This is a genomic window from Kribbella sp. NPDC055110, from assembly GCF_053607525.1.
The window spans coordinates 48,521-69,988 of record NZ_JBSGTS010000021.1; the positions used below are offsets into that span (position 1 = coordinate 48,521).

The following is a 21,468-nucleotide window of genomic DNA, read 5'->3' on the forward strand; positions in this document are numbered from 1 at the left end:
GTCCTCGGACTGTTCCACTCAGTCCTGGGCCTGCAGAGCAGGTGCCGGGGTGGAGCATTGGCGCCTGCTCGCGGATCGTCCTGCCCGACGACCTTCCACCCGGCACCTACACGGTGCGCGTCGGGCCGGTGGAGTCCGCACCGTTCGTGATCGAGGCGGATCGGGTGCAGCGGCAGACGATGTCCGACGTACTGGCGTATTTCAAGGCGATGCGCTCCAGCGGCGAGATCGACCGCAAGGACCGGACCGCCCGGTTGTGGGGTGACTTGGATACAACGGTGGACGCCCGCGGCGGGTGGCTGGACGCGAGCGGGGACACCAGCAAGTTCTTGTCTCATTTGACCTACACGTCCACGATGAGCCCGCAGCAGATCCCGTTGTGTGCCTGGGCGATGCTGGCGGCGCGGGACGAGATCGCGGCGCATCACCCTGCGCTGACTCGGCTCCTCAGTACGCGCCTGCGCGACGAGGCGTTGTTCGGCGCGGACTTCCTGATCCGGTTCCGCTCCCCCGACGGATACTTCTACACCGGCATCTTCGACGCCCTCACCAAGCAGCTGGACGAGCGGTTCGTCACCGCACCTCTCCAGAACTCCGTCCGTACGTCGCGCTACCAGGCCGCGTACCGCCACGGCGCCGGCCTCGCGATCGCGGCCCTCGCCCGAGCCTCCACCACCGAGACCGACGGCGACTACACCCGCGCGACGTACCTCGAGGCGGCCTACGAAGCCTTCACCCACCTAGAACAACACAACCGCAACTACCTCTTCGACAACACCGAGTCGATCATCGACGACTACTGCGCCCTCCTAGGCACCACCGAACTAGCCGCCGCCCTCCGCACGACGGGCGGGCACGGGGTGGTTGGCGGGGACGAGGCGGTTCGCGGGGACGGGGCGGTTGGTGCGGAGGATCGGATTGCCGCGGTGGCTGACTCCGCTTGGCGGCGGGCTCATTCGTTGGTGGCGCGGTACGTGTCGTCGGGTGATGGTCCGGGGTGGTTTCGGGGCGACGAGGGTGGTCGGGCGTTTGTGCATGCGGTCGAGCCGGGGTTGCCGATCCTCGCGCTGCTGCGGTTCGCGGAGGTGTTCCCCACGACCCGCCAAGCGGAGCACGCCCGCGCGACAGCGGTGCGCGCGATGCTCGACGTACTCGATCGAACATCCGCCGTACCCAACCCCTTCGGCTACCCACGCAACGCCCTCGACCAGTTCTTCTTCCCCCACGAGAACGAGACCGGCTACTGGTGGCAAGGCGAGAACGCCGCCATCGCCTCCCTCTCCGCCGCCGCCAGCGCCTGCGCCCGAGCCGACGGAGTGGCCGCCGCCGATCGCCTGCGATTCCAGATATTCGCCAACGACCAACTGGCGTGGATCCTGGGCCGCAACCCGTACGACATATGCATGCTGCAGGGCCGCGGCCGGAACAACCCCGAGTACCACTCCGACTTCCCTAACCTCCCCGGCGGCATCGTCAACGGCATCACCTCCGGCTGGACCAACGAACAAGACCTAGCCTTCCTCCCACCCGACGCCCCAACAGGCGAGTCCTGGCGCTGGGCCGAACAATGGATCCCCCACACCGGCTGGTTCCTCCTGGCCACCGCCGCAGCCACCTGATCCACACGAATCCGCAGCATCGCCTCAGCTCCCCGGCGCACAAGCCGCGACACCTTTGCCTCAGGCGGCCCTTGTGGCGCATGTGCGGGTGGGCTGAGCCGGGAGTCACCGGATGGCCGACCCTCGGCACCCGCGCACGGGACTGGATATCCCCTCGTGTTGGGGGTTCTCCCCTCTAGTACCAACGGAGAACCCCCAACAGGAGGGGATATCCAGTCTTGTGACTGATGCGTGGGTGGTCGCCGGGTTCCAGGGCCGCGGGGCCGGGTGTGATGTGCAAGCTCGACAGGATGTATCGGGTGGTGGGGTAGTGCACCTGAGCGTGAACTTGTCCGTGCGTACAGCGTCTCGCCGGTGCACTACCTGTCGAGCGTGCACATCCCACCGCCGCGAGCAGCCGTCCCACCACCAGCCCGATCACCCGGGCGATCGCGCCACGAACCAGGCTGGCGCTGTTCGGCGAGAAGGACTGCCAGCGACTGACCGCCGTACCCCGGCGCCGGGGGGCTGTCTTTGTGCACCAGATCCGTGTGCCGAGGTCGTTGTTGTGCGGATCTGGTGCACAAGGTGGGCGATGTGGGGGTGACGGTTGGGGGCGGGCTGGAGCTAGGTGAGGGTTGCGTTCAGGGTCTGGCCGGGTGTGAGGGTTGCTGGGTGGGTGAGGGTGACTACGGTGCGGTTGCCGGTGGCAACTAGATGGGCGGGGAGGCGTTCGCGGTCGAGGTGGAGCTCGACCTGGCGTGGGGGTGTGGTTGTTTCGAAGGAGAGGGTATTGAGGGTCAGGCGGCCGTAGCGGACGTCGATGGTTGCGGAGAGGGAGTTCGGTGTACGGCGTTGGCGGTAGAGGCCCCAGCCTTCGGCCGCGGTGAAGGCGCAGCGGAAGTTCTCCGGGTGGATGCGGGGTGCGAAGCCGAGGTGACCACGAGGGCCGTGGTACTCGTAGCCGCAGGCGGCGAGGTAGGTGCCGTAGCTCATCATTGCGCGGGCGTAGTGGTCGCTGGCCTCGATTTCGTTGTACGGGTTGCGTTTCTCGGCCGAGTAGCGCTCGTACATCGCCCGTGTGACAGCCAGCGCCTCCGCGGTCATGCCCTCGGAGAACAGGTGCGCGGCGAACTGGTACTCCTGCCCGGTCCACACCTCGTTGAAGTACATCAGCCCGCGTGTCTCGGACGACCCGCCGTGTGGCCAGGTCGCCATGATCACGCCGCTCTCCCCCTCGGTCGTGTACACCCGCCCGGCCCCGATCCCCGGCGGCCGGTACGTCCACGGATCGGCGCGGAAGTTCGACTCGTACAAGCGTCCCAGCGCCGTCCGCGCCCGATCGGCCGGGAACACCCGGGGCAGCCCGAGCTGGGCCGCGTACGTCTGCCCGTACATCTGGTCGATGAACAACCCGCGGTTGCTGTTCTCGGCCGTCGGATGCGCCGGGTCGACCTTCTGCACGTAGTACCCGTACTCCTGGTTCCACAGCGACGACAGGTACGTCGACCCGCGACCGGCGATCGTCGCGTATCTAGCAGCGCTAGCACTGTCGCCGAGGTCACCCGCCATCGCAGCGGCGGCCCGGAGCGCGGCGACGTACAGGCCGCTGATCCACGGCACCTCGCCGAACCACTCCGTGTCGAGCGTGTTCCACTGGCTGCCGCGGAAGATCCCGCCCTCGTCCGGCCCGTCCCGGTGCGTGATCAGGAACTCGACGGCCGTCCGGACCCGCGGCCAGACCCGGCGCAGGAACGTGGAGTCCTTGCTCATCTGGTGTTCGCGGTAGATCCGCAGGATCGTCCCGGTCTGACCGTCGGCGAACGAGGTCGACGCGTCGCCGGCCTCGCCGCGGTTGCCGATCTCGCCGCTCGGGCGGAACGCGATGCCGAGGTCGACCCTTTCCCGGGTGTCGCGTTCTAACTCGGGGAACAGCCGGCCGATCGCCTGCGCGTAGTTCCAGACGTGCTCGCAGGTGCCGGCGCAGCAGTACGTCCCTTCCCAGGCGTAGAAACGTCCGTTGTCCCAGCGGTAGCACGTACTCGTGGCGAGCGTGGATGCCGGCGCGAGGGTCCGTTCGAGGAACCAGTGCGGCAGCGACGAGTCGTCGTACCAGGTCTGCACCCAGAGCTTCGTGTCGCGCTCGAGACGGTCCACCTCACGAACGATGTACTCGACGACCTGACGCGCCGAGGAGAAGCGGGTCGCGTAGTGCCGGCGGAATGTCGAGGCGTCGACGAGTTCGGCGAACAGCTCGCGCTCTGGGTTCGGGAAGAACCAGCCGTACGCGAACCGGATCGTCCGCGACGCCCCCGGCGGCAAGGCGACCGTCACCGCGACGGTCCCGGCCTGCGGACCGTCCGAGTCCGCGGGTCCGGCGGCCGAGTCGAAGAGCGCGTCGATCGTCGTCCAGTCGACGATCGACGGCCGTACGACGACCTGCGCGGTCGCCTCGGCGCCGTTGGACCGGTCGCCGCCCGGAGTCAGCGCGGCGAGCGCGAAGGTGCCACCGTCCGGGCGTTCCGCGACCGGCTGCCGGCGGATCGGCCGGTCGCTGAAGAGGATCCGGTCCACGTTGACGTGACCCCAGCCGCCGGTGTTGTCGTCGACGATCTGGATCCGAGCCGTGCGACCAGCGAACGCGCCTACATCCATCGACACCGCGGTCAGCGGCTCGATGTCGGTCCCCGTCGCCGAGGCCACCACCTGTCCGTCGACGACGACGTTCAAACAGGTCTCGCCCTTGTGGTGCCCGCCGCCGACCCACGCGGTGACGAACCGGCGCTCGATGACGAAGTCGCGGCTGGTCAGCGAGCCCGTGTACCGATCCGGGTCGCCGGTGCCGCGGAAGTTGTACGACGTGACGAACCGCCCGCTCACGTTCAGCTCGGTCCGCACCCCGAACGGCCGCCGGAACCCGTCGGGCGTCTCGGCCGCGGTCACCGGGCCCGAACCGAAGGCGTCACCTGTCACGGTCCACCCGTCGTACGTCGACTTGTCCCAGGTCTCGAACACGATGTCCGGACGATCCGTGAACACGATCGCATCGCAACTGATGTGCCCCCACGCACCCGAGTGCGCGTCAACGATCTCGATCCGCGCCGCGCGGCCGGCGAACGCGCCGACGTCCAGCATGTGTGCGACCAACGGCTCGCTCTCGTCGCCCGCCGCCGACGCCACGACCTGCCCGTCGACGAGTACGTTGACGCACGTCTCGCCGGGATGACGTCCGCCGCTCACGCCGACCGCGACGTACCGGCGTTCGACGGTGAACTCGCGGCTCGTCAGCTTCCCGGTCGACCCGTCGTTCACGCCACCACGGAAGTCGTACGACGTGACGAACCGCGTCCCGGACACGTTCAGATCGCCGAACCGTTTCATCAGATTCGGTACGTCGAGGGGCCGCACCGGGCCTGCACCGAACGCGTCACCGGTGACGGTCCACCCGTCGTACGTGTCCTTCTCCCAATCCTCGAAGAGGATGTCGCCCTGCTCTGCGGTCGTGTCGTCGATCGCCCCGAACTGGATCCCGCCGGTGAACGCCCGCGCCTGCAGCGTGGTGGGCTGTCGGAGACGGCTGTCGATGCAGACCGGATTCTCGGCGTACCCGAGCAGCGTCGCGCGGACCGACGCCGACGACTTGTTCCGCAGCGTGAACGCCATAATCGTCGTGGGCAGCGTCGAGTCCAGCGTGGCGAGCGGGACGAACGGCGAGAAGGCCTCCAGCTCTACCGACACGGGGCTGTCAGGGTCGGCGTACGCGACCCGGCCGATCGGGTACGAACCGGTGAACCTGACGTCCTTGAACCCGGCCGCGTCGACCGTCCGCGTCGAGGTCCGGCCGCGGGTGGTCGTGCGGAGCGCGAAGCCCTGGCCGAACTGCGATGCACCAGGCTGATCGGCGGACGGCGGAAAAGCGTAGTTGTGCCCGGAGAAGTCCGCGCCGCCGAGCGGGAACGAGGTCGGGTTGAAGATGTCCCAGGCCCACAGTCGCCCGTCGCCGGCCAGGTACACCTGCCCCGTCGTACCGCCGCCGACCGGCATCCCGATCCTGGGCAACGCGGCACCGGTGTACGTCGTCGGTGTACCGCGGTCGAAGAGCACCGCCGGATCGTGCCGCGGCGGCGCCGCTAGCGCTGCTAGCGCCTGCCCCGGGACGGCCATCGCACCGACCGCGGCGGCGCTGAGGGAGATGAAGGTACGGCGACTGAGGTGCGCCCGGGGACAGTCGCCGGCACAGGATCGGTTCGCGCAACCGGGCGGGAGGTCAGGCGTGGTCATTCGGTTCTCCTAGGCGGGACGGAGCGGGAGAAATCGATTTCCGATACCGTAGCCAGCACCTGCCTGGAGGTCAACGGGCGGGATCTGTTCGACGCACATCGAACATGGACGTAGGGTGGGTGGCATGCCTCTTGAGCACCGCCGGTCGGTCGTCGCGCTCGCGCTGATCGCTTCGTTCATGGTCTTCGTCGACAGCACGATCGTGAACGTCACCCTCGCCCAGCTCGCGACCCACCTGCACGCGTCCCGCGCGGAGCTCGAGTGGTCGCTGAACGCCTACACGTTGTCGTTCGCCGCGTTGATGCTCGGCGCCGGGGCGATCGCCGACACGATCGGCGCGAAGCGGGCGTTCCTCACCGGACTCCTCGTCTTCACCCTCTCGTCGGCGGTCTGCGCGGCGGCCGGCTCGATGCTGATGCTGAACCTCGCCCGGCTCGTCCAGGGCGCGGGCTCCGCGTTGCTCCTGCCCAGTGCGCTCGTTCTCGCGACCGCGTCCGCGACCGACGAGCACGCCCGCCACCGCCTGGTCAGCTGGTGGGCCGCGGCCGGCGGCGCCGGGATGGCCGCTGGCCCCCTCCTCGGCGGCGGTCTCGTCGCCCTCGCGAACTGGCGAGCCGTCTTCGCGGTCAACGTGGTGATCGGCATCCCCGCCGCGATCTGGGCGCTGCGCTCGATGCCTGCCGTCGTACGACGTACCCGACGACTCGATCTCGCGGGGATGGGAGCCGCGACCGCGTTCATCGGTGGGTTGGTGTTCGCGTTGATCGAGGCGCCGACGCGCGGCTGGCGTGATCCCGCGGTCCTCGGCGCGGCCGTGATGACCGTTGCCGGCCTCGCCGCCTTCATCGTGCTGGAGCGTTCCGTCCGGGCACCGCTGCTCCCACTCAAGCTGTACGCCGAGCGCGGTTTCGCGACCGCCGCGCTGCAGGGCACGCTGCTCAATTTCGCCTTCTACGGAGTGCTGTTCTCGATTAGCCTGCTGCTCCAGCAAGGGCGCCACCTCAGCGCACTCGTCACCGGATTGCTGTTCCTGCCGCTGACCGGGCTGATCTCGATCGCCAACCTCGGCTCCGCTCCGCTGACCCGCCGCCTCGGCCGACCGGCCGTGCTCGCGATCGGCCAGGCGGTCCTGACGCTAGCGCTGCTAGCACTCGCCTGGGCGAGTACGTCGTCCGCGGTCTGGCCGATGGTGCTCGCACTGATCCCGATCGGGTTCAGCTCCGGTCTGCTCGTCCCGACGATGACCGCGCAGTCCATCGCCGCGGTCGAACCCGCCCTGCACGGCGCCGCCTCGGCCGCGTTCAACACCTCCCGGCAGATCGGCGGAGCGATCGGCGTCGCGACGTTCGGCCCGCTGCTCGGCACCGCGCACAACCTCGCCGGCGGCTTCGTGACGTGCGCGATCGTGGCCGCCGGCGCGAGCATCGCGGGCCTCGGCGTCACCGCGTTCGGCCGCCGTACGCCGGTCCTCGTACCCTCGGCGGCCTGCGATTCGTGATCCGCGACGGATACGCGCGCTACCAGGGCCGGGGTGAACGCTGTTTCACTCATACAGGTAACTTTCCTGGGGGCGGGAGCGGCGTGGCTTGAAGAAATCGCTTGTCGGCGTTGCAATCGAATCGGGGCCGGACGCCGAGGGGGGCGGGTGACTGCACAGTCGAAAAGACGGCTGGGGACGACCGTCGCGCTGACCCTTGCCTGCGTCCTGGTCTGCGGCGTCGCCTTCGCCGGTGCGGTCTTCGTCCTGATGCCAGGCGCCCGCGACCGCCGTACGACGCCCGCTGCCGTCGGATCGCCGACGCCGTCGACCCCGAGCCCGCGGCCCGCCCCGCGTCCGAGCGTCCCCGACTCGACCTCGAGTGAGGAGCCGCTGCCGGGCGTCGACACCCCGGCCACTCCCCCGCCGTCGGCTCCGGTCGCGAACACCGGCACGTACGAATGCCCCGGTTTCAGTGGCATCGACTCGAATGTCCCGCTGCCGATGCTGATGAACGACACGTTCGCCTGGGGCGACGATCCGCCGTACAAGGTCGGCAACGGGAGCGGTGACATCAACTGGCGCTCCGACCCGTACCACAAGCCGAGCTGGTACATGTGGCTGCACTCGCTGCGCTGGCTGGGCAGCGGCATCACGGCCGGGCAACGTGGTGATCGCAAGGCGCTGACGCACGTGATGGCGATCATCCACGACTGGGTGCAGGACAACCCGTACACGTGGAAGGGCGATGTCGGTGCATGGGAGGCCACGATGCACCGCACCAATGTGCTGCTGTGCGCCCGGCAGGCCGTCCTCACCGGGCTCCACGTCCGTGAACTGCCGACGCAGTACGCCTGGCTCGACAAGGCGCTCGTCGACCATGCGCAGTTCATGATCGTGAACTGGAGCGGGCCGTCGAACCACGGGACGGACGAGAGCATCGCGCTGTTCGGCGTCGGGTGCACGTTGAAGCGGCCGGAGCTGAAGACCCTGGCCGTGGACCGGCTGTCGCAGGCGATCACGAAGGCGATCGATGCACAGGGCTCGACGAACGAGCAGTCGGTCGGGTACGCGATGTTCAACTACCTGCTGTGGGGTCGCGCGACAACCGCCCTGCAGCGGTGCGGGTCGAACCCCGGGCCGGTGATCGCGCAGCGGCGGGCAGCGCTGTCGGAATGGCTGGCGCTCGCGACCAAGTCGACGGGTGAGTTGCAGCAGGTCGGTGACGCCGTACGGCAGAAGCCGATCGGTGCTGCCGGGACCGCGCTCGACTACGTGGCCTCGCTCGGGAAGCACGGGACGCGACCGTCCAAGCGAGTCGGGGTCTTCGACGCCGGCTACGTTTTCGGCCGGACCGGGTGGGGCGAGACGCGGTCGTTCGCGCAGGAGTCGACGTACAGCATCCGGTACGGCGTCGCGCGGACGCTGCACGGCCATGACGACCACATGTCGATCACCTACTCGTCGCACGGCCGGGACGTGCTGATCGACCCGGGGCACTCCGGGTACCAGCTCGACAAGTGGCAGGCGTGGTCGAAGAGCCAGGCCGCGCACAACGTGATGACGATCCCGTCGGCGGACACCGTGAGCGTGGCGACGCAGTTGGTCCGCGCCTCGATCACACCGACCTGGGAGTCGTACTCGCTCGCGGACTCACCGGCGCCGGGCGTGACCCGGAAGCGCGACGTACTCGTCCTCAAGGACCCCGACCTGATCATCACGCTCGACCGCGGGCAGGCGACCGACACCCAGCGGTACGAGACGCTCTGGCACCTCGCGCCCGACCAGAAGGTGACGGTCCAGTCCCCTACGGCAGCCGTTGCCGCGAAGCCTGGTGACAAGTCGAAGACGTACCTGCTGCAGATCCCGTACCAGCAACAGCCACCCGGCGACGGCATCACCGTCGTCCAAGGCCAGCAGGACCCGGTCCAGGGGTGGTACTACCCCGACATCTTCCACCGACAGCCGGCCCCCGTGGTCAAGTTCAACCGCAACGGGACGTCCGCGACCATCCTGTCCGCGATCGTCCCGGCAGGCTCCACCGAAGCGGTCACCTACAAGACCCGAACCGTCAGCGGCATGTTCTTCGTCGATCTGACCGTCGGCACCCGCAGGGCCACCATCCGTGTCCAGCAGGACGGCCGCCTCACCCGGATCAGCTGACCCGCGCTGTGTCTGCCTTCTTGGCCTCGCTGGCGAACGCCTCGCGGGGACTCTGGACGGAGGCCAGCGACACGATGTCGCGCCCGTAGAAGAACGCCACCAGCCAGATCGCCAACACCCGCATCTTCCGGTCCCACGTCGGGACCGCGAGTACGTGGTATCCGCGATGCATCAACCAGGCCAGCACGCCCTTGATGACGATCCGCTTGTACTGGAAGATCCCGGTGCCGAGCCCGAGCGTCGCGATCACGCCCAGGCTGTTGTGCACGTAGTTCTTCGGCTCCCGCCCGCGCAGCGACCGCAGCAGGTTCTTCGCCAGCAACTTCCCTTGCCGTACGGCGTTCTGCGCGTTCGGCACCGTGTACGCGCCCTTCGTGGGCGCCGCCAGATCGGGCACCGCCGCGTCGTCACCGGCCGCCCACGCGTCCGGGATCACCTCGGTCTCGGTACCGATCCGCAGATCCGCCCGCACCTGCACCAGCCCGCGCTCGTTGTGCGGCAGGTCGGTGTGGTTGCGCAGCAGCCGGGTCGCGGCGTTGCCCGCCGTCCACACGATCAGCTCCGAGTCGAACTCCGACCCGTCCGACAGCACCACGTGCCCGTCGTCGGCCGCATCCATCGTGGTGTTCAGGTGCACGACCGCGCCGCGCTTCTCGAGCATCTTCACCACCCACTCGCCGGGCCGGTCGCTGACCTCCGGCAGGATCCGCCCGGTCGCCTCGACCAGATGGAACGCGAGATCGCTCTCGGACAGCTCGGGGTACTTCTTCAGCAGCGCCCGCGCCAGCGACAGCAGCTCGGCGAACCCTTCGACACCGGAGAATCCACCGCCCACGAACGTGACCGTCAGCAACTTCCGTCGCTGCGGCCCCGGCTCCAGCCCGGCCGCCTCGTCGAACGCGGTGAACAACCGGTCGCGGATCGCCACGGCCTCCTCGACGTGCTTCATCCCGATCGCCCGCTCGGCCACCCCCGGTACGTCGAACGTTCGCGTCACCGCACCGGCGGTCACCCGCGATCACGTCGTACGTCAACTGGTAGTCCGGACCGTCCGCCGGGTGGATCGTCACCGTCTTGTCCGCGTGCGAGATGCCGGTGACCATGCCGGCCACGATCTTCGTGTGCTTCAGGTTGCGGCGCAGTGACACCGCCGCGTGCCGGGCCTCCACGGAACCGGCGACCACCTCGGGCAGGAACGGCTGGTACGTCATGTACGGCCGCGGGTCGACGACGACCACCTCGGCCTCCCCGCGGCGCAGCTTCTTCTCCAGCCGCCACGCCGTGTAGAACCCGGCGTACCCGCCGCCCACCACCAAGATCCTGCGCACCGCACTCTCCATCCGTCGCTGAGGAGACCTAACAGACAGCCCTTGTGCGACCGGGAAGACAGTCACACAAGGACACTCTGCGGTGTCCTGCTGAGTGAGTCCACCCGACACTCGCGAAGGACACCTCGCTGGCCGCCGGCGGCATCAACGCGGCGCTCGCCACCATGGACCCCGAGGACAGCTGGCAGCAGCACGCGGCCGACACGCTCCAGGAGAGCTACCTGCTCGCGAACCCGGTCACCGTGCAGATCGTCGCCCAGGGCGCCGCGCGCGGGATGCTCGGACTACCCGGAGCTCGACGAATCGCTGCAGGTCAACCTCGTCTGGTCGGGTCCGGACGCGATCGAGAAGGAGCAGCTCCCCGCGATCCCCGACGAACTGCGGAAGCTGATGCGGCACGTCGCGACCGAGGGCAAATTGGTCGAGTGAGAAGTGCCGCGTCACGCGGATGAGGTACTTCGGTTCGGGTCGCACGGGTGGTGGAACACCGTTGTGCGTCACCCCGAGAGGTGACTGACCCGCCGGCCCGATCCGGGCTGCCATGGAACAGCAAGTGGAACAGCAAGCTGTCCCGGCCGAGCGAGGAGGGCCACCATGGCGCGTCGGGCCACGGATTTCGAGGACGAGGTCGAGTACGAGTGGGAGTCGGAGTACGAGACCGAGGACGAAGCCGAGTGGGAAGACGAGATCGAGGGCGAGTCCGAACTCGAGGAGGAGTACGAGGACGAGGACTTCTTCCCCGGTCTCGGCGGAGTGGTCAACGCGATCGGCGGACTGCTCGGCGAGGAAGAGGCCGAGTGGGAGGACGAGGGCGAAGAAGAGGCCGAGGACGAGGCGTTCCTCGGGCTGCTCGGCCCGATCGCCAAGATCGCCGGCGGACTGCTCGGCGGCGGCGGAGGTGGTGGTGACGGGGAGTACGAGTACGAGGACGAAGGCGAGGAGGAACTCGAGGCCGAGGAAGAGGCCGAGGAGTTCTTCAAGCGGCTGAAAGGCGTCTTCAAGAAGGCCGCGCCGTTCCTCCGGACCCTCGCCAAGACCGCCGGCCCGTTGGTCGCGACGGCCATCGGCGGCCCCGCTGCCGGGGCCGTCGCCCGGGCCGTCACCTCGCAGCTCGAAGGTGAGTACGAGGAGGAGTTCGAAACCGAGTTCGAGGAGATGGCCTCGGCACCGCTCGCTCCTTCGCAGGCGTTCGGCGAGTACCTCGCGGCGCAGGCAGCAGCCACCGAGTCCGAAGCAGAGGCGGAGGCTCTCGGCGGCGCGGCGGCGTACGCCGGCATCAACGCACAGGATCGGCGTGAGCTGGAGCAGCTGCTGCCGCATCTGCTGCGCGGTGCGGCCACGATCACCCGCATGCTGCACGGCAACCGGAGCACCCGGCCGGCTGTGCGGCTGGTGCCGGGGATCGCCGACGGAGCGGCCCGGACCATCGTCCGGAGGATCGCCGCCGGTGAGCCGGTCGGTCCGGTCGAACTCGGCCAGGTGATGGGCGCCGCGGCCACCCGCGCGCTGACGCCCGGTCGAGTGCGGCAGGCAGTACTGCGAAGGCACGCGCGTGGACTCAGCCGCAGTCGTCGGCGCTACCACGGTCGCGGTCGCCGCGGCTACGGCCGGGGACGTGCGTACAGCCGGCCGCGCCGCACCGGTTCGGGCCGGCGCCCGTCGGACCTCGGATCCGGGCGCGCGATGACGGTTCGCCGTCAGCCGCTCCGTACCCGGACCGTCGGCGCCGGACGGGTGCCACGTCCGCGTCCAGGCCTCGTGCGGATCACGACCCCGGTGCGGATCCCGCCGAAGGGCGGCCGGCCCGCGCGGGTGGTGCGCGTGGTGAGCGACGTGAAGGTGCCGCGCGGCGCCGTACCGGCCGGTCGTCCGACCAGCGCCGGCGGCCGCCGCCGTTGACCTGCAGCACCTGCACGAGCTCCGCAGCATGCAGCAATTGAGTGGGAGGGACATCGACCATGGCATCCGCGCTGAACCGCAGCTACCCCGAGATCCAGGGCGAGTTCGAGCTGGAGGACGAGTTCGAGGAGGAGGTCGAGACCGAACTCGAGACCGAACTGGAGGACGAGCTCGAATTCGAGGCCGAGGACGAGGACGAGGACTTCCTTGGCGCGATCGGCGGCATCGGCAAGGCCCTCGGCGGGCTGCTCGGCGGTGGCGACGGCGAGTACGAAGCCGAGTTCGAGTTCGAGGCCGAGGCGGAAACCGAGGACGAGGCCGAGGAGGAGTACGAGGACGAGGCCTTCGTCAACCCGGTCCGGCGCCTCTACCCGGACGCCGAGCTGATGGCGCACCTGTCCGCGAAGGCGGCGCAGACGTCCAGCGAGGCCGAGGCCGAGGCGTTCCTCGGCGCGCTTGTCCCGCTCGCCTCCAAGCTGATCCCGCGCGCCGCAGGAGTCCTGGCCCGCAACGCGCCGGCGCTGATCCGCGGTACGTCGGCGCTCGGCCGGCGGCTGCGCCGGAACCCGGCCACCCGCAAGTACGTGACGGCGATGCCGGTGATCCTGCAGCGCACCGCGCAGAGTCTCGCTGACCAGGCCGCGTCCGGGCGTCCGGTCTCCGCGCAGACGGCGCTGTCGACGATGACCCGGATCGCGGGCCGGATCTTCCGCCAGGGTTCAGAACGCAACCGCGCGATGCGTGCGGTGGGCACGTTCGACCGCCGGTACCGGCGCCGCGCGCGGACATCCGCCGGAGTGCCTGCCGGATCACCCGCGGGCGTCCGCCGGGTCCGCCGGGCCGGCGGGGCAGCGCAGCCCGCGCGCCGGCGCCGCGCGCGGCGCTGACGTAGGTCGGGAGGGACGATGCCGTACCTGACGGATCTCGCGGGCGTCGCACGCAAGACCAGCCTCGAGGTCATCGAGGTCCCCGGCTGGCAGACCCGCGGGCGGGGCGAGATGAGCGACGTCCGCGCGGTGGTCTGCCACCACACGGCGACGCTGAACCGGACCGCCGACATGCCGTCGCTGGACACCTTGATCAACGGGCGGCCGGACCTGATCGGCCCGTTGTCGCACTTCGGCCTGTCGAGATCCGGCAAGGTGTACGTGATCGCCGCCGGTCGCTGCAACCACGCCGGGACGGTCCGGGATCCGTCGTGGGGCAACAGCCACTCGATCGGCATCGAGGCCGAGGCGACCGGTATCGACGCGACCTGGCCCGAGGTGCAGATGGACGCGTTCGCCCAGCTGTGCCGGGCCTTGGTCGACCACTTCGGACTCAGCACGAACGTCGTACTCGGCCACAAGGAAGTCGCAGATCCGCCCGGCCGAAAGATCGATCCCAACTTCGACATGGCCGCGTTCCGCACCCGGATCGCGGCGCTCGGCGGCACCACTCCCCCGCCTCCTGCCCCAACCACACCACCACCCACCCCGGCCGCTCCCGGCGCCACCAGTTCGTGGTGGTCCTGGCTGCCTTCGCTGCCCTGGTTCGAGGGTGAGGCGGCCGCGACACCCATCGCCCGGCCAATTGCGGCGCGCGGCCGACGTGACGTGCTTCCGGCGTACCTGTCGGGCCAGGCCTTGAACGTACGTCGGCACGTGACGGCGCTCCGCGACTTCCGGCGCGACGAGTTCGGCGGGCAACCCGCGCGACCGAGCGAGGGACACGTGCAGGCCGTGAACGCCTTGCTGGCAACGCTTCGCGGACCGCTCACCACGATCGTCGAGCGCCTCGACCGCGCCGTCGACGCCGCCCAGACCCAACCGTCGCCGCACCGGGTCGGGCTCGCGCTCGACCTGAAGACGCAGGCGCACGACCTGGTCCGGGCCACCGAACGGGTGTGGGACTTCTACTTCGAGCTGTTCGGTCAGCGGCAGAGCGCGTTCGGCGAGTGGTTGGACGCGTGCGACCGGATCACGCTCGACTGCTACCAGCACGTGTTCATGCACCTCGGCAACGAGCGCTCGATTCCCGCGCCGCCGCCGTTCTGCTACATGCGCACCGGGTTCTCGCCGGCGACGTTCCGGCGCGGCATTCCGCTGCGCCGACTCGGTCGGCAGCTGAACCCGTTCCCGCTGGTGCAATTGCCCTACCACCGGCTCGTGAACCCGTGGACCATCGGCGCGATCCTGCACGAGGTGTCGCACAACCTGCAGAACGAGTTGCAGCTCGAGCAGGCCGTGCCCGCGTCGATCGCGCGCAGCCTGCGCGCGGCCGGCGTACCCGCGCCGATCGTCGCGATCTGGGTGCGCTGGAACCGGGAGATCTTCGGCGACATGGTCGGCTGCCTGCTGGGTGGCGAGGCGTTCGTGTCGTCGTTGATGGACGTGATCGGGCGGGCGCCGTCGCAGAGCTTCGGCTATACGCCACGGTCGGTACATCCCACGCCGTACCTGCGGACGTTCCTGTCCTGCGAGCTCTTGCGCCGGATGGGTTTCCCAGAGCGGGCCGCGGAGTTCAGCCGCGCCTGGTCGCAGCTCTACCCGGCGCCGCGCGAGTCCACGATGCCGCCCAAGCTGCTCGCGACCGCCAAGACTGCGATCCCCGCGGTCGTCGACGCCGTCTGCGAGACTCGCTTCAAGGGCCTCGGCAACAAGTCGCTGCGCGAGGTGATCTTCTTCGAGCCGCGGCATCAGGCGATGATCGACGAGGCCGGCGCACGGCTGGCCAAGGGCGTCGACCCGGGTGTCGTCCCGGAACGCTTCCTGATCGGCGCCGTCCGCTCCGCGCTCGATCAGCACCGCGCCGCACCGGATCTGCTGATGCGCAACTTCTACATCCAGCTGGCCAGGCGGTGACGGTCGTGACCATCGCAGACCGCCGTACGGCGATGCACGACGCGCTCCGCGCACTGTGGCTCGCGGTCGCCGAACTCGTGCTGACCGCGAACGACGACCAGCCGGTGGAGAGCGACCTCGCCGCCGCGGAACACATCGCGCAGCTCACCGTCGAACTGCAGAGCCGACTGGCCGAGGCGATCGCCGCCGCGGACGACCCGTCCGCGATCCGCGAGGCCTGTGCGGTCGACCGGCTGCTGCGCGAAGCAAGCCTGATCTACTGGCGCGACCTGCGCGCCCATGAGGCGGTCTGGCGACTGCGCGGCTCCACGAGGCGGCGGGGTGGGTCCTGGCCGTCGTGGTGGTCGGGTGTCGAACAGAGCCTCGAACGCTGTGAAGAACCGCTCGTCGCGGCCGGTGTGGCCGTCGGCGACGCGTGGCATGAGCTCGTCACCGAACCGTCCGTCGCGACGGCCCGGGCGAATACCTCCAGGAGGTCGTCGTGACCAAAGACAAATCGCAGCCAGGACTTCCGGTCGTCGAGGTCGACCAGGCCTTCCCGCTGATGACGGCGGACTCGGTCGCCCGCCCGGCGAACGCCTCCGGCACCGGCGACCAGGGTCCGGCGGTGAGCGCCGCCATCCGGGACGTGCTGGGCTGGCGCCCGCGCGTCCAGGACCCGCAGGCCTTCACCGCCGCGCTGTCGGCCTCCTTCGAGCTCTCGACGTTCGAGGACCACGTGATCGCGAAGTACGTCCCGCGCGGCGTGGCCGTCCAGGCCGACCTCGGCGGCGTCACCGGCGGCCAGGCCTCGCTGTACCTGCGCGCCAAGGCTGCCCACGAGCAGATCACCCGCATGCTCGACAGCCTCAAACCCCTCCGCACCGACGCCGACCCCCAAGACTGCGAGGCCTACCGCGGGCTGGTCCGGGACTCGGTCCGCCGGATCGTCGGCGAGTTCGGGCGCGAAGGCGGTCCGCGGGTGCCGCTCGTCGACTCGGCGTTCGGGGTGCTGTCCGGCTACCAGCCGACCACGGCCGGCGGTTCCGTCGGCGCCGTACCGGTCGTTGGCGCCACCAAGCATCAGGCGGCGATGTGGCCGCGGACGACGACCGGTGCCGGTGGGCTCGTGGTGCCGGCGGCTGTCGCCGAGATCGATCCGGACACCGTGCCCGGGCAGCTCGGCGCGTTGCGCGACCGGTTCGGGCTCGACGACGACCACGTCAACACCGTGGACGAGGAGAAGCAACGCACCAGCTTCTGGACACTGGTCGAACTCATCACCGACCTGCAGCGGTCCTGGGACCTGCGGCGGCTGGACTTCACGCTCGGCGCCGGCAACGGGTTCCTGGGCACGGACCTGGTGCAGATCAGCAGGTTGCTGGCCGCGGCCTCCGAACAGGTCGACGAACTCGAAGCGGTTCTCGACTCGGTGCTCGTCTCGGGTGCCGAGCGGCAGACCGTCGTACTGGACAGCAGCACCGGGCTCACGCTCGACGACCTCACCCAATGGCTGCGCGTGTTCGTCACGCAGGACGGCCCGAACATCATCCGCGATGCCGGCCGCGACGGGCTGGTTTCGAGCTTCACGCCGACCGCGATCGATCTGATGGGGGCGCTGCGCAGCAAGCTCGTTCTGCGGCTGATTCCGTGTGGCGGCGCGGGATGCGCCGGCGGTTGCCACTGCGGTTCCCGCGGCAAGGTCACCTACATCCCACTCGGTTGCTGTACGCCGCTACCGCCCGGCATGTACTCCGGGCGCGTCAAGATCGCGGTGTCGACGCTGTGCGGCCTGATCGAACGCTTGACCGCGAAGGCGATCCGCATCGGCCGCTTCCCCGGCGTCGTACTGCTCGACCTCGCGGTGACACCGTTCGACAGCGACTCCCCAGGCGGCCAGGACTTCGTCCGCGTCGAGGTCCGCGGCCTGCACCTGCGACCGACCTACGTGCCGGCCTTCATCAGCGACAAGTTGCGGCCTTTGGACCTCTCGACCCTGGTCTTGCCGCTCCAAGGCAGTGCGAGCGCCGACGACGACCACCTCGCCGGCATCTTCCAACGCGGAGCGTTGCCGACGGCGCTGCTGGACCTCCTCGGCCCCGCGGGCAGCCCCGGCATCCTGCTGGCCGCCGCAGAGGTCCCGCTCGCCATCGTCGACGGCGAACTCGGCCGGCTCGTCCAAGGCCCGTCCGTCACCACCTGGCCCAAGCTGCGCCCGGCGTACGACGTGAACATCGACGGCGCACCGGACAACTGGGACGACATCCCACCCAATCAGCGCTTCGTCCCGCAGTCCCCCGCGGATCCGGTCGACCCAGTCTTCGAGGAGGACGAGTGCGACGACGGCTGCGCGGACTGCGGCTGCGGGTGTCATGCGCTGAAGGTTGCGCACTCGGCCCTCAAACGCTTCCGGGCCATCGCCGACGACGACGAGGTCTCGGATCAGGCCAGAGCGTTCGCCGACGAGTATCCCGAGTTGAAAGACGTCATGGGCTCGCGCCTCGTGAAGGCCCTGCGCAGCGAGAAGCTCACTGACCTCATCGAGGCCATCAGTGCCGCGGACGCACGGCACACCGAGGAGGAAGCCGTTGCGGAGGAAGAGGTGGCCGTCGTGGAGGGCGCGGCCGGTGCGGTCGAGGTGCAGGCCGCCGCGTTCACCGCGCTGTTCGACTACGTGATGAGTCAGGAGGGCGAGACCATCGAGGAGAAGGTCCAGTCCGCCCATCGGCGTAAAGAGGTCAGGGATCCGCTCACCGTGCTGATCTACGAACACCACGAACGGTTGACCGGCAGCTCCTCGGACGAGAAGGGGATCTGACATGCTTTCCGAACGGGACTACCAGGACTTGCTGGATCGGATGCAGGCGCTGCGGAGCCAGGTGGCCGAGCGGTTGTCGGGCAGTCTGGTCTCCAATCCGGCGCTGGCCGAGGAGATCAACCGGCAGCTCGACGATCTGGTGACGGCGGCCCGGGAGGCCGATGCGAGCGGGCCGCAGCCGCCGGACCGCGGGCTGGCCGAGCTGGTCGGAGTCGGGCCGGACGCGGCGCAGAAGTTCGGCGACGTCAAGGTGTCGCAGGGCGTCGCGGAGTACGACGAGAACGTCAACTCCGAGCGGGTCGTCGCGGTCGGCGATCTCTACTACATCTACCAGCACGAGCGGATCGGCGTCTTCAAGGTCGTGCAGCGCTTGAAGCAGCTGTTCGAGGGTGGCGCGATCCGGCTGTCGGGCGGCGAGGGCGCCTACCGGCTGTACCAGTTCGACCGTCGCGACGTCCTGCGGTACACGGCCAAGGACCGACTGGCGGCGTACCGGCGGGTGCTCGGCTACGGACGTGGCCTCGGCGCCGGGCAGAGCCGGCCGAACACCGACTTCCACATGCTGTTCTCGCACTTCGTCAACCAGGTCACGCTGTTCTGGCGGGACAAGCGGATCAGCGACGTGATCAGGGAACGCGCGCTGGACCCGAGCTTCGGATCGATCGCCGTCGTCCGGCGGGCCGGCCTCGACCTGCGGAACAACCTGAAGTTCACCTCGTACGGTCACCTGAACGTGCTCCGGGTCGAGGTCATGAACCTGCTCGAGGAGTGCTTCGCGATCCTCGGCGCCGAGGACGTCAAGGACCTGTTCGGCGCCGCGAACGCGTGGGACGTCGTCGACGAGGTGCTGATCCGGTACTTCGACGTACGCCTGCAAAGCAGTCCGCGGCAGCGGATGGCCGTGAACGGCCGGGAGGTCCTGCGCTGGCTGTCCGGCAACCACGTGATGGAGACCGGGCGCGGTCAGTTCGAGACCCTGCTGATGGAGATCGCCGAACCGGCCGAGGAGTGGCTGACGTCCGCACAGGCGATGAGTCTCGCCCGGCGTACCGGCACCGACCGGGTCATGCCGTGGGAGCAGCTGGGACAGGCCGGCATCGCCGCGCGATACAGCGAACGCTCGCCGTCGCAGATGCCGGCCGCCGCCCGCGCCGGCGGACCCATCTACCCGCAACGCGGCGGCCTCGGGACCTATCGCGGTGGTCAAGGCGGCGTTCCTGCCCGGACTCGGCCGTGATTGAACGATGATCCTGCCCAAGGTGCTTGCCGCTGCCGAGCGGCGGCAGGCACGACGTCTGACCGAGCTCCTGGACTGGCTCGCCATCCCCTCGGTCAGCGCGGATCCACGCCGTACCGCCGACGTCGGCCGGGCCGCCCGGTGGCTCGCGTCCTGGCAGCGTGCCCGCGGCGCGACGGTGGACCTGCGGCCGACGCGTGAAGGACGGGACGTCGTCGTCGCGCGCTGGCCCGCACCACCGGGTGCTCGGCAGGTGGTGATCTACGGGCACTACGACGTACAGCCGGCTGGTCCTGGATGGTCGTCGCATCCGTTCCGCCCGGTGATTCGCGACGGAGTCATCTACGCGCGCGGCGCCAACGACGACAAGGGGCAACTGTTCGCGCACCTCTGTGCGTTGGATGCGTGGCCGGGCTTGCTGCCGGCCGAGGTCGTGGTGATCGCCGAGGGGGCCGAGGAGGTCGGCAGCGCCGGATTCGCGGAGGTCGTCCGCGAGGTCTCGGGGCAGCTCCGGCCGATGGCGGTGATCGTCTCCGACACCGAGCGGTACGACGACGGCACGCCGACCGTGACGATCAGCCAGCGCGGCCAGCTCACGGCGACGCTCACGGTCGACACCGGCGGTACGGCGGTACACGCCGGCCGGCTCGGCGGCGCCGTGGTCGACCCGAGCCTCGTGCTCGCCCACGCGTTGCGGACACTGCGCAAGGAGCTGTTTATCGCGTCCGCTCCGGCTTCATCCGCGGCTGTGGTGCGCACCGATACTTCGGTCCGACGAGCCGCCCGCGGTCGCGCGACCGTCGGCGCGGGCCTGGACGAACGGGTCACGCTGCACGGATCGATCGGCGTCACCCGGCTCGTCGCCGGTGCTGGCGGCGCTGCATTGCCGTCGCGAGCGTTCGCCGTACTCGATCTGCGGCTGCCGCCACGCTCCGACCCGGCAGACGTCGTACGTCGTGCGCGCCGTCTGCTCATGCGGTGTGCTCCGCGAGGTGCGCGCGTACAACTGCACTTCAGTAGTGGAACACCGGCACTCGACCTCATGCCGGATCGCCTTGTGCGTCAAGCGGTTGATGAAGCGTGCGTCGCTGTCCACGGCCGGCCACCGGCCTACGTCCGGTCCGGCGGCACCATCCCGGCAGTCGGCGTACTGTCTCGTGCATTGCGGATTCGCCCGCTCCTGCTGGGATTCGGGCCTCCGGGCGGGAACGCGCACGGGCCCGACGAAGCGCTGGACCTCGCCGGATGGGCCGCCGCGGTACGGATGTCTGCAACGTTGTTGTGGACATTGACCCAACCGATTCGGGGCGACCCGGTACCGGTATCGCGGCGAAGGGATCACCATGGAGGGATCCGGCAGTTTCCTTGCGGCGAACGGCCGGTGCAGCGCGAGGGGGAGGAACGATGACCGCTACCGTCACACCTGCGTCGAGCCGGGAGGCCAGTACTTTCGCGCATTCGCCGCCATCGCCTGATGCCGGTGCAGGGGACGACGGAGCTCTCCGCGAGTGCATCGTGGCCGCGTTACGGGCGATGCTCGACCACGTCGAGCTGTACGCCGTGGAGACCACGACCAGCGACAGCGGCGTGTCGGTGATGCTCGAACACGACAACGTCCGGTGCGTCCTCGTCGTCTCGGCGCAGGTCCCGCGGCACACGCTCAGCCCGCGGGAACTGCAGATCGCCCGCCTGGTCGCGGACGGCGCCACCAACCGCGCGATCGCCAGCTCCCTGGACATCAGCCCCTGGACCGTGTCGACCCACATGCGCCGCATCTTCGCCAAACTCGACGTCACCAGCCGCGCCGAAATGGTCGCCCAGTTCTTCGGCGCCTGAACTCGCCTC

Annotated in this window: 13 protein-coding genes and 1 pseudogene; 11 read left to right on the forward strand and 3 right to left on the reverse strand. The window is 69.5% G+C overall.

The window, feature by feature from the left end; all coding sequences use genetic code 11:
- Positions 1-41 precede the first annotated feature (41 nt).
- Entirely contained in the window at positions 42-1,619 is a 1,578-nt protein-coding gene (locus tag ACWF0M_RS27810; protein ID WP_452238659.1) for a glycoside hydrolase family 9 protein, read from the forward strand.
- Between the two features lie 606 nt (positions 1,620-2,225).
- Here the strand turns inward: ACWF0M_RS27810 and ACWF0M_RS27815 are convergent.
- Positions 2,226-5,879, reverse strand: coding sequence for a GH116 family glycosyl hydrolase (locus ACWF0M_RS27815; RefSeq protein ID WP_452238660.1), 3,654 nt, complete (start codon positions 5,877-5,879; stop codon positions 2,226-2,228).
- 124 nt (positions 5,880-6,003) lie between these two features.
- Between ACWF0M_RS27815 and ACWF0M_RS27820 the strand changes: the two genes are divergently transcribed.
- Entirely contained in the window at positions 6,004-7,377 is a 1,374-nt protein-coding gene (locus ACWF0M_RS27820; RefSeq protein WP_452238661.1) for an MFS transporter, read from the forward strand.
- A gap of 147 nt (positions 7,378-7,524) precedes the next feature.
- Positions 7,525-9,519, forward strand: coding sequence for a heparinase II/III domain-containing protein (locus ACWF0M_RS27825; protein ID WP_452238662.1), 1,995 nt, complete (start codon positions 7,525-7,527; stop codon positions 9,517-9,519).
- Here the strand turns inward: ACWF0M_RS27825 and ACWF0M_RS27830 are convergent.
- Both ACWF0M_RS27830 and ACWF0M_RS27835 read right to left on the reverse strand, forming a co-directional pair.
- The gene (locus ACWF0M_RS27830) at positions 9,512-10,531 is read right to left on the reverse strand and encodes an NAD(P)/FAD-dependent oxidoreductase (protein WP_452238663.1); all 1,020 of its coding nucleotides are present in this window, start codon (positions 10,529-10,531) and stop codon (positions 9,512-9,514) included. The two genes, ACWF0M_RS27825 and ACWF0M_RS27830, sit on opposite strands and share 8 nt — an antisense overlap.
- A 70-nt stretch (positions 10,532-10,601) precedes the next feature.
- Positions 10,602-10,859 (reverse strand): annotated as a pseudogene (locus ACWF0M_RS27835) (FAD-dependent oxidoreductase); the annotation flags it as partial.
- 582 nt (positions 10,860-11,441) lie between these two features.
- Here ACWF0M_RS27835 and ACWF0M_RS27840 point away from each other — a divergent pair.
- Genes ACWF0M_RS27840 through ACWF0M_RS27875 form a run of 8 tightly spaced genes read left to right on the forward strand, consistent with a single transcriptional unit; the run spans position 11,442 to position 21,459 of the window.
- Entirely contained in the window at positions 11,442-12,746 is a 1,305-nt protein-coding gene (locus ACWF0M_RS27840; protein WP_452238664.1) for a hypothetical protein, read from the forward strand.
- Between the two features lie 59 nt (positions 12,747-12,805).
- Complete coding sequence (locus tag ACWF0M_RS27845; protein WP_452238665.1) at positions 12,806-13,633, forward strand: hypothetical protein; 828 nt, start codon at positions 12,806-12,808, stop codon at positions 13,631-13,633.
- An 18-nt stretch (positions 13,634-13,651) separates the two neighbouring features.
- Complete coding sequence (locus ACWF0M_RS27850; RefSeq protein WP_452238666.1) at positions 13,652-15,589, forward strand: peptidoglycan recognition protein family protein; 1,938 nt, start codon at positions 13,652-13,654, stop codon at positions 15,587-15,589.
- 5 nt (positions 15,590-15,594) lie between these two features.
- Positions 15,595-16,074, forward strand: coding sequence for a hypothetical protein (locus ACWF0M_RS27855; RefSeq protein ID WP_452238667.1), 480 nt, complete (start codon positions 15,595-15,597; stop codon positions 16,072-16,074).
- A complete protein-coding gene (locus ACWF0M_RS27860) occupies positions 16,071-18,386 on the forward strand; it encodes a hypothetical protein (RefSeq protein ID WP_452238668.1) in 2,316 nt (771 codons plus the stop codon). The genes ACWF0M_RS27855 and ACWF0M_RS27860 overlap by 4 nt, the downstream gene beginning before the upstream one ends.
- Before the next feature lies 1 nt (position 18,387).
- Complete coding sequence (locus ACWF0M_RS27865) at positions 18,388-19,623, forward strand: hypothetical protein (protein ID WP_452238669.1); 1,236 nt, start codon at positions 18,388-18,390, stop codon at positions 19,621-19,623.
- A gap of 7 nt (positions 19,624-19,630) precedes the next feature.
- Complete coding sequence (locus ACWF0M_RS27870; protein WP_452238670.1) at positions 19,631-21,031, forward strand: M20/M25/M40 family metallo-hydrolase; 1,401 nt, start codon at positions 19,631-19,633, stop codon at positions 21,029-21,031.
- Positions 21,028-21,459: a response regulator transcription factor gene (locus tag ACWF0M_RS27875; RefSeq protein WP_452238671.1), complete on the forward strand. Its 432-nt coding sequence runs from the start codon at positions 21,028-21,030 to the stop codon at positions 21,457-21,459. The genes ACWF0M_RS27870 and ACWF0M_RS27875 overlap by 4 nt, the downstream gene beginning before the upstream one ends.
- Positions 21,460-21,468: the final 9 nt, after the last annotated feature.

What these genes read in the sequence shown, in the direction of transcription:
- ACWF0M_RS27865 (WP_452238669.1), top strand. Translation starts at nt 18,388, where the DNA reads ATGCTTTCCGAACGGGACTACCAGGACTTGCTGGATCGGATGCAGGCG.
- ACWF0M_RS27845 (WP_452238665.1), top strand. Translation starts at nt 12,806, where the DNA reads ATGGCATCCGCGCTGAACCGCAGCTACCCCGAGATCCAGGGCGAGTTC.
- ACWF0M_RS27820 (WP_452238661.1), top strand. Translation starts at nt 6,004, where the DNA reads ATGCCTCTTGAGCACCGCCGGTCGGTCGTCGCGCTCGCGCTGATCGCT.
- ACWF0M_RS27875 (WP_452238671.1), top strand. Translation starts at nt 21,028, where the DNA reads ATGACCGCTACCGTCACACCTGCGTCGAGCCGGGAGGCCAGTACTTTC.
- ACWF0M_RS27815 (WP_452238660.1), bottom strand. Translation starts at nt 5,879, where the DNA reads ATGACCACGCCTGACCTCCCGCCCGGTTGCGCGAACCGATCCTGTGCC.
- ACWF0M_RS27870 (WP_452238670.1), top strand. Translation starts at nt 19,631, where the DNA reads ATGATCCTGCCCAAGGTGCTTGCCGCTGCCGAGCGGCGGCAGGCACGA.
- ACWF0M_RS27850 (WP_452238666.1), top strand. Translation starts at nt 13,652, where the DNA reads ATGCCGTACCTGACGGATCTCGCGGGCGTCGCACGCAAGACCAGCCTC.
- ACWF0M_RS27840 (WP_452238664.1), top strand. Translation starts at nt 11,442, where the DNA reads ATGGCGCGTCGGGCCACGGATTTCGAGGACGAGGTCGAGTACGAGTGG.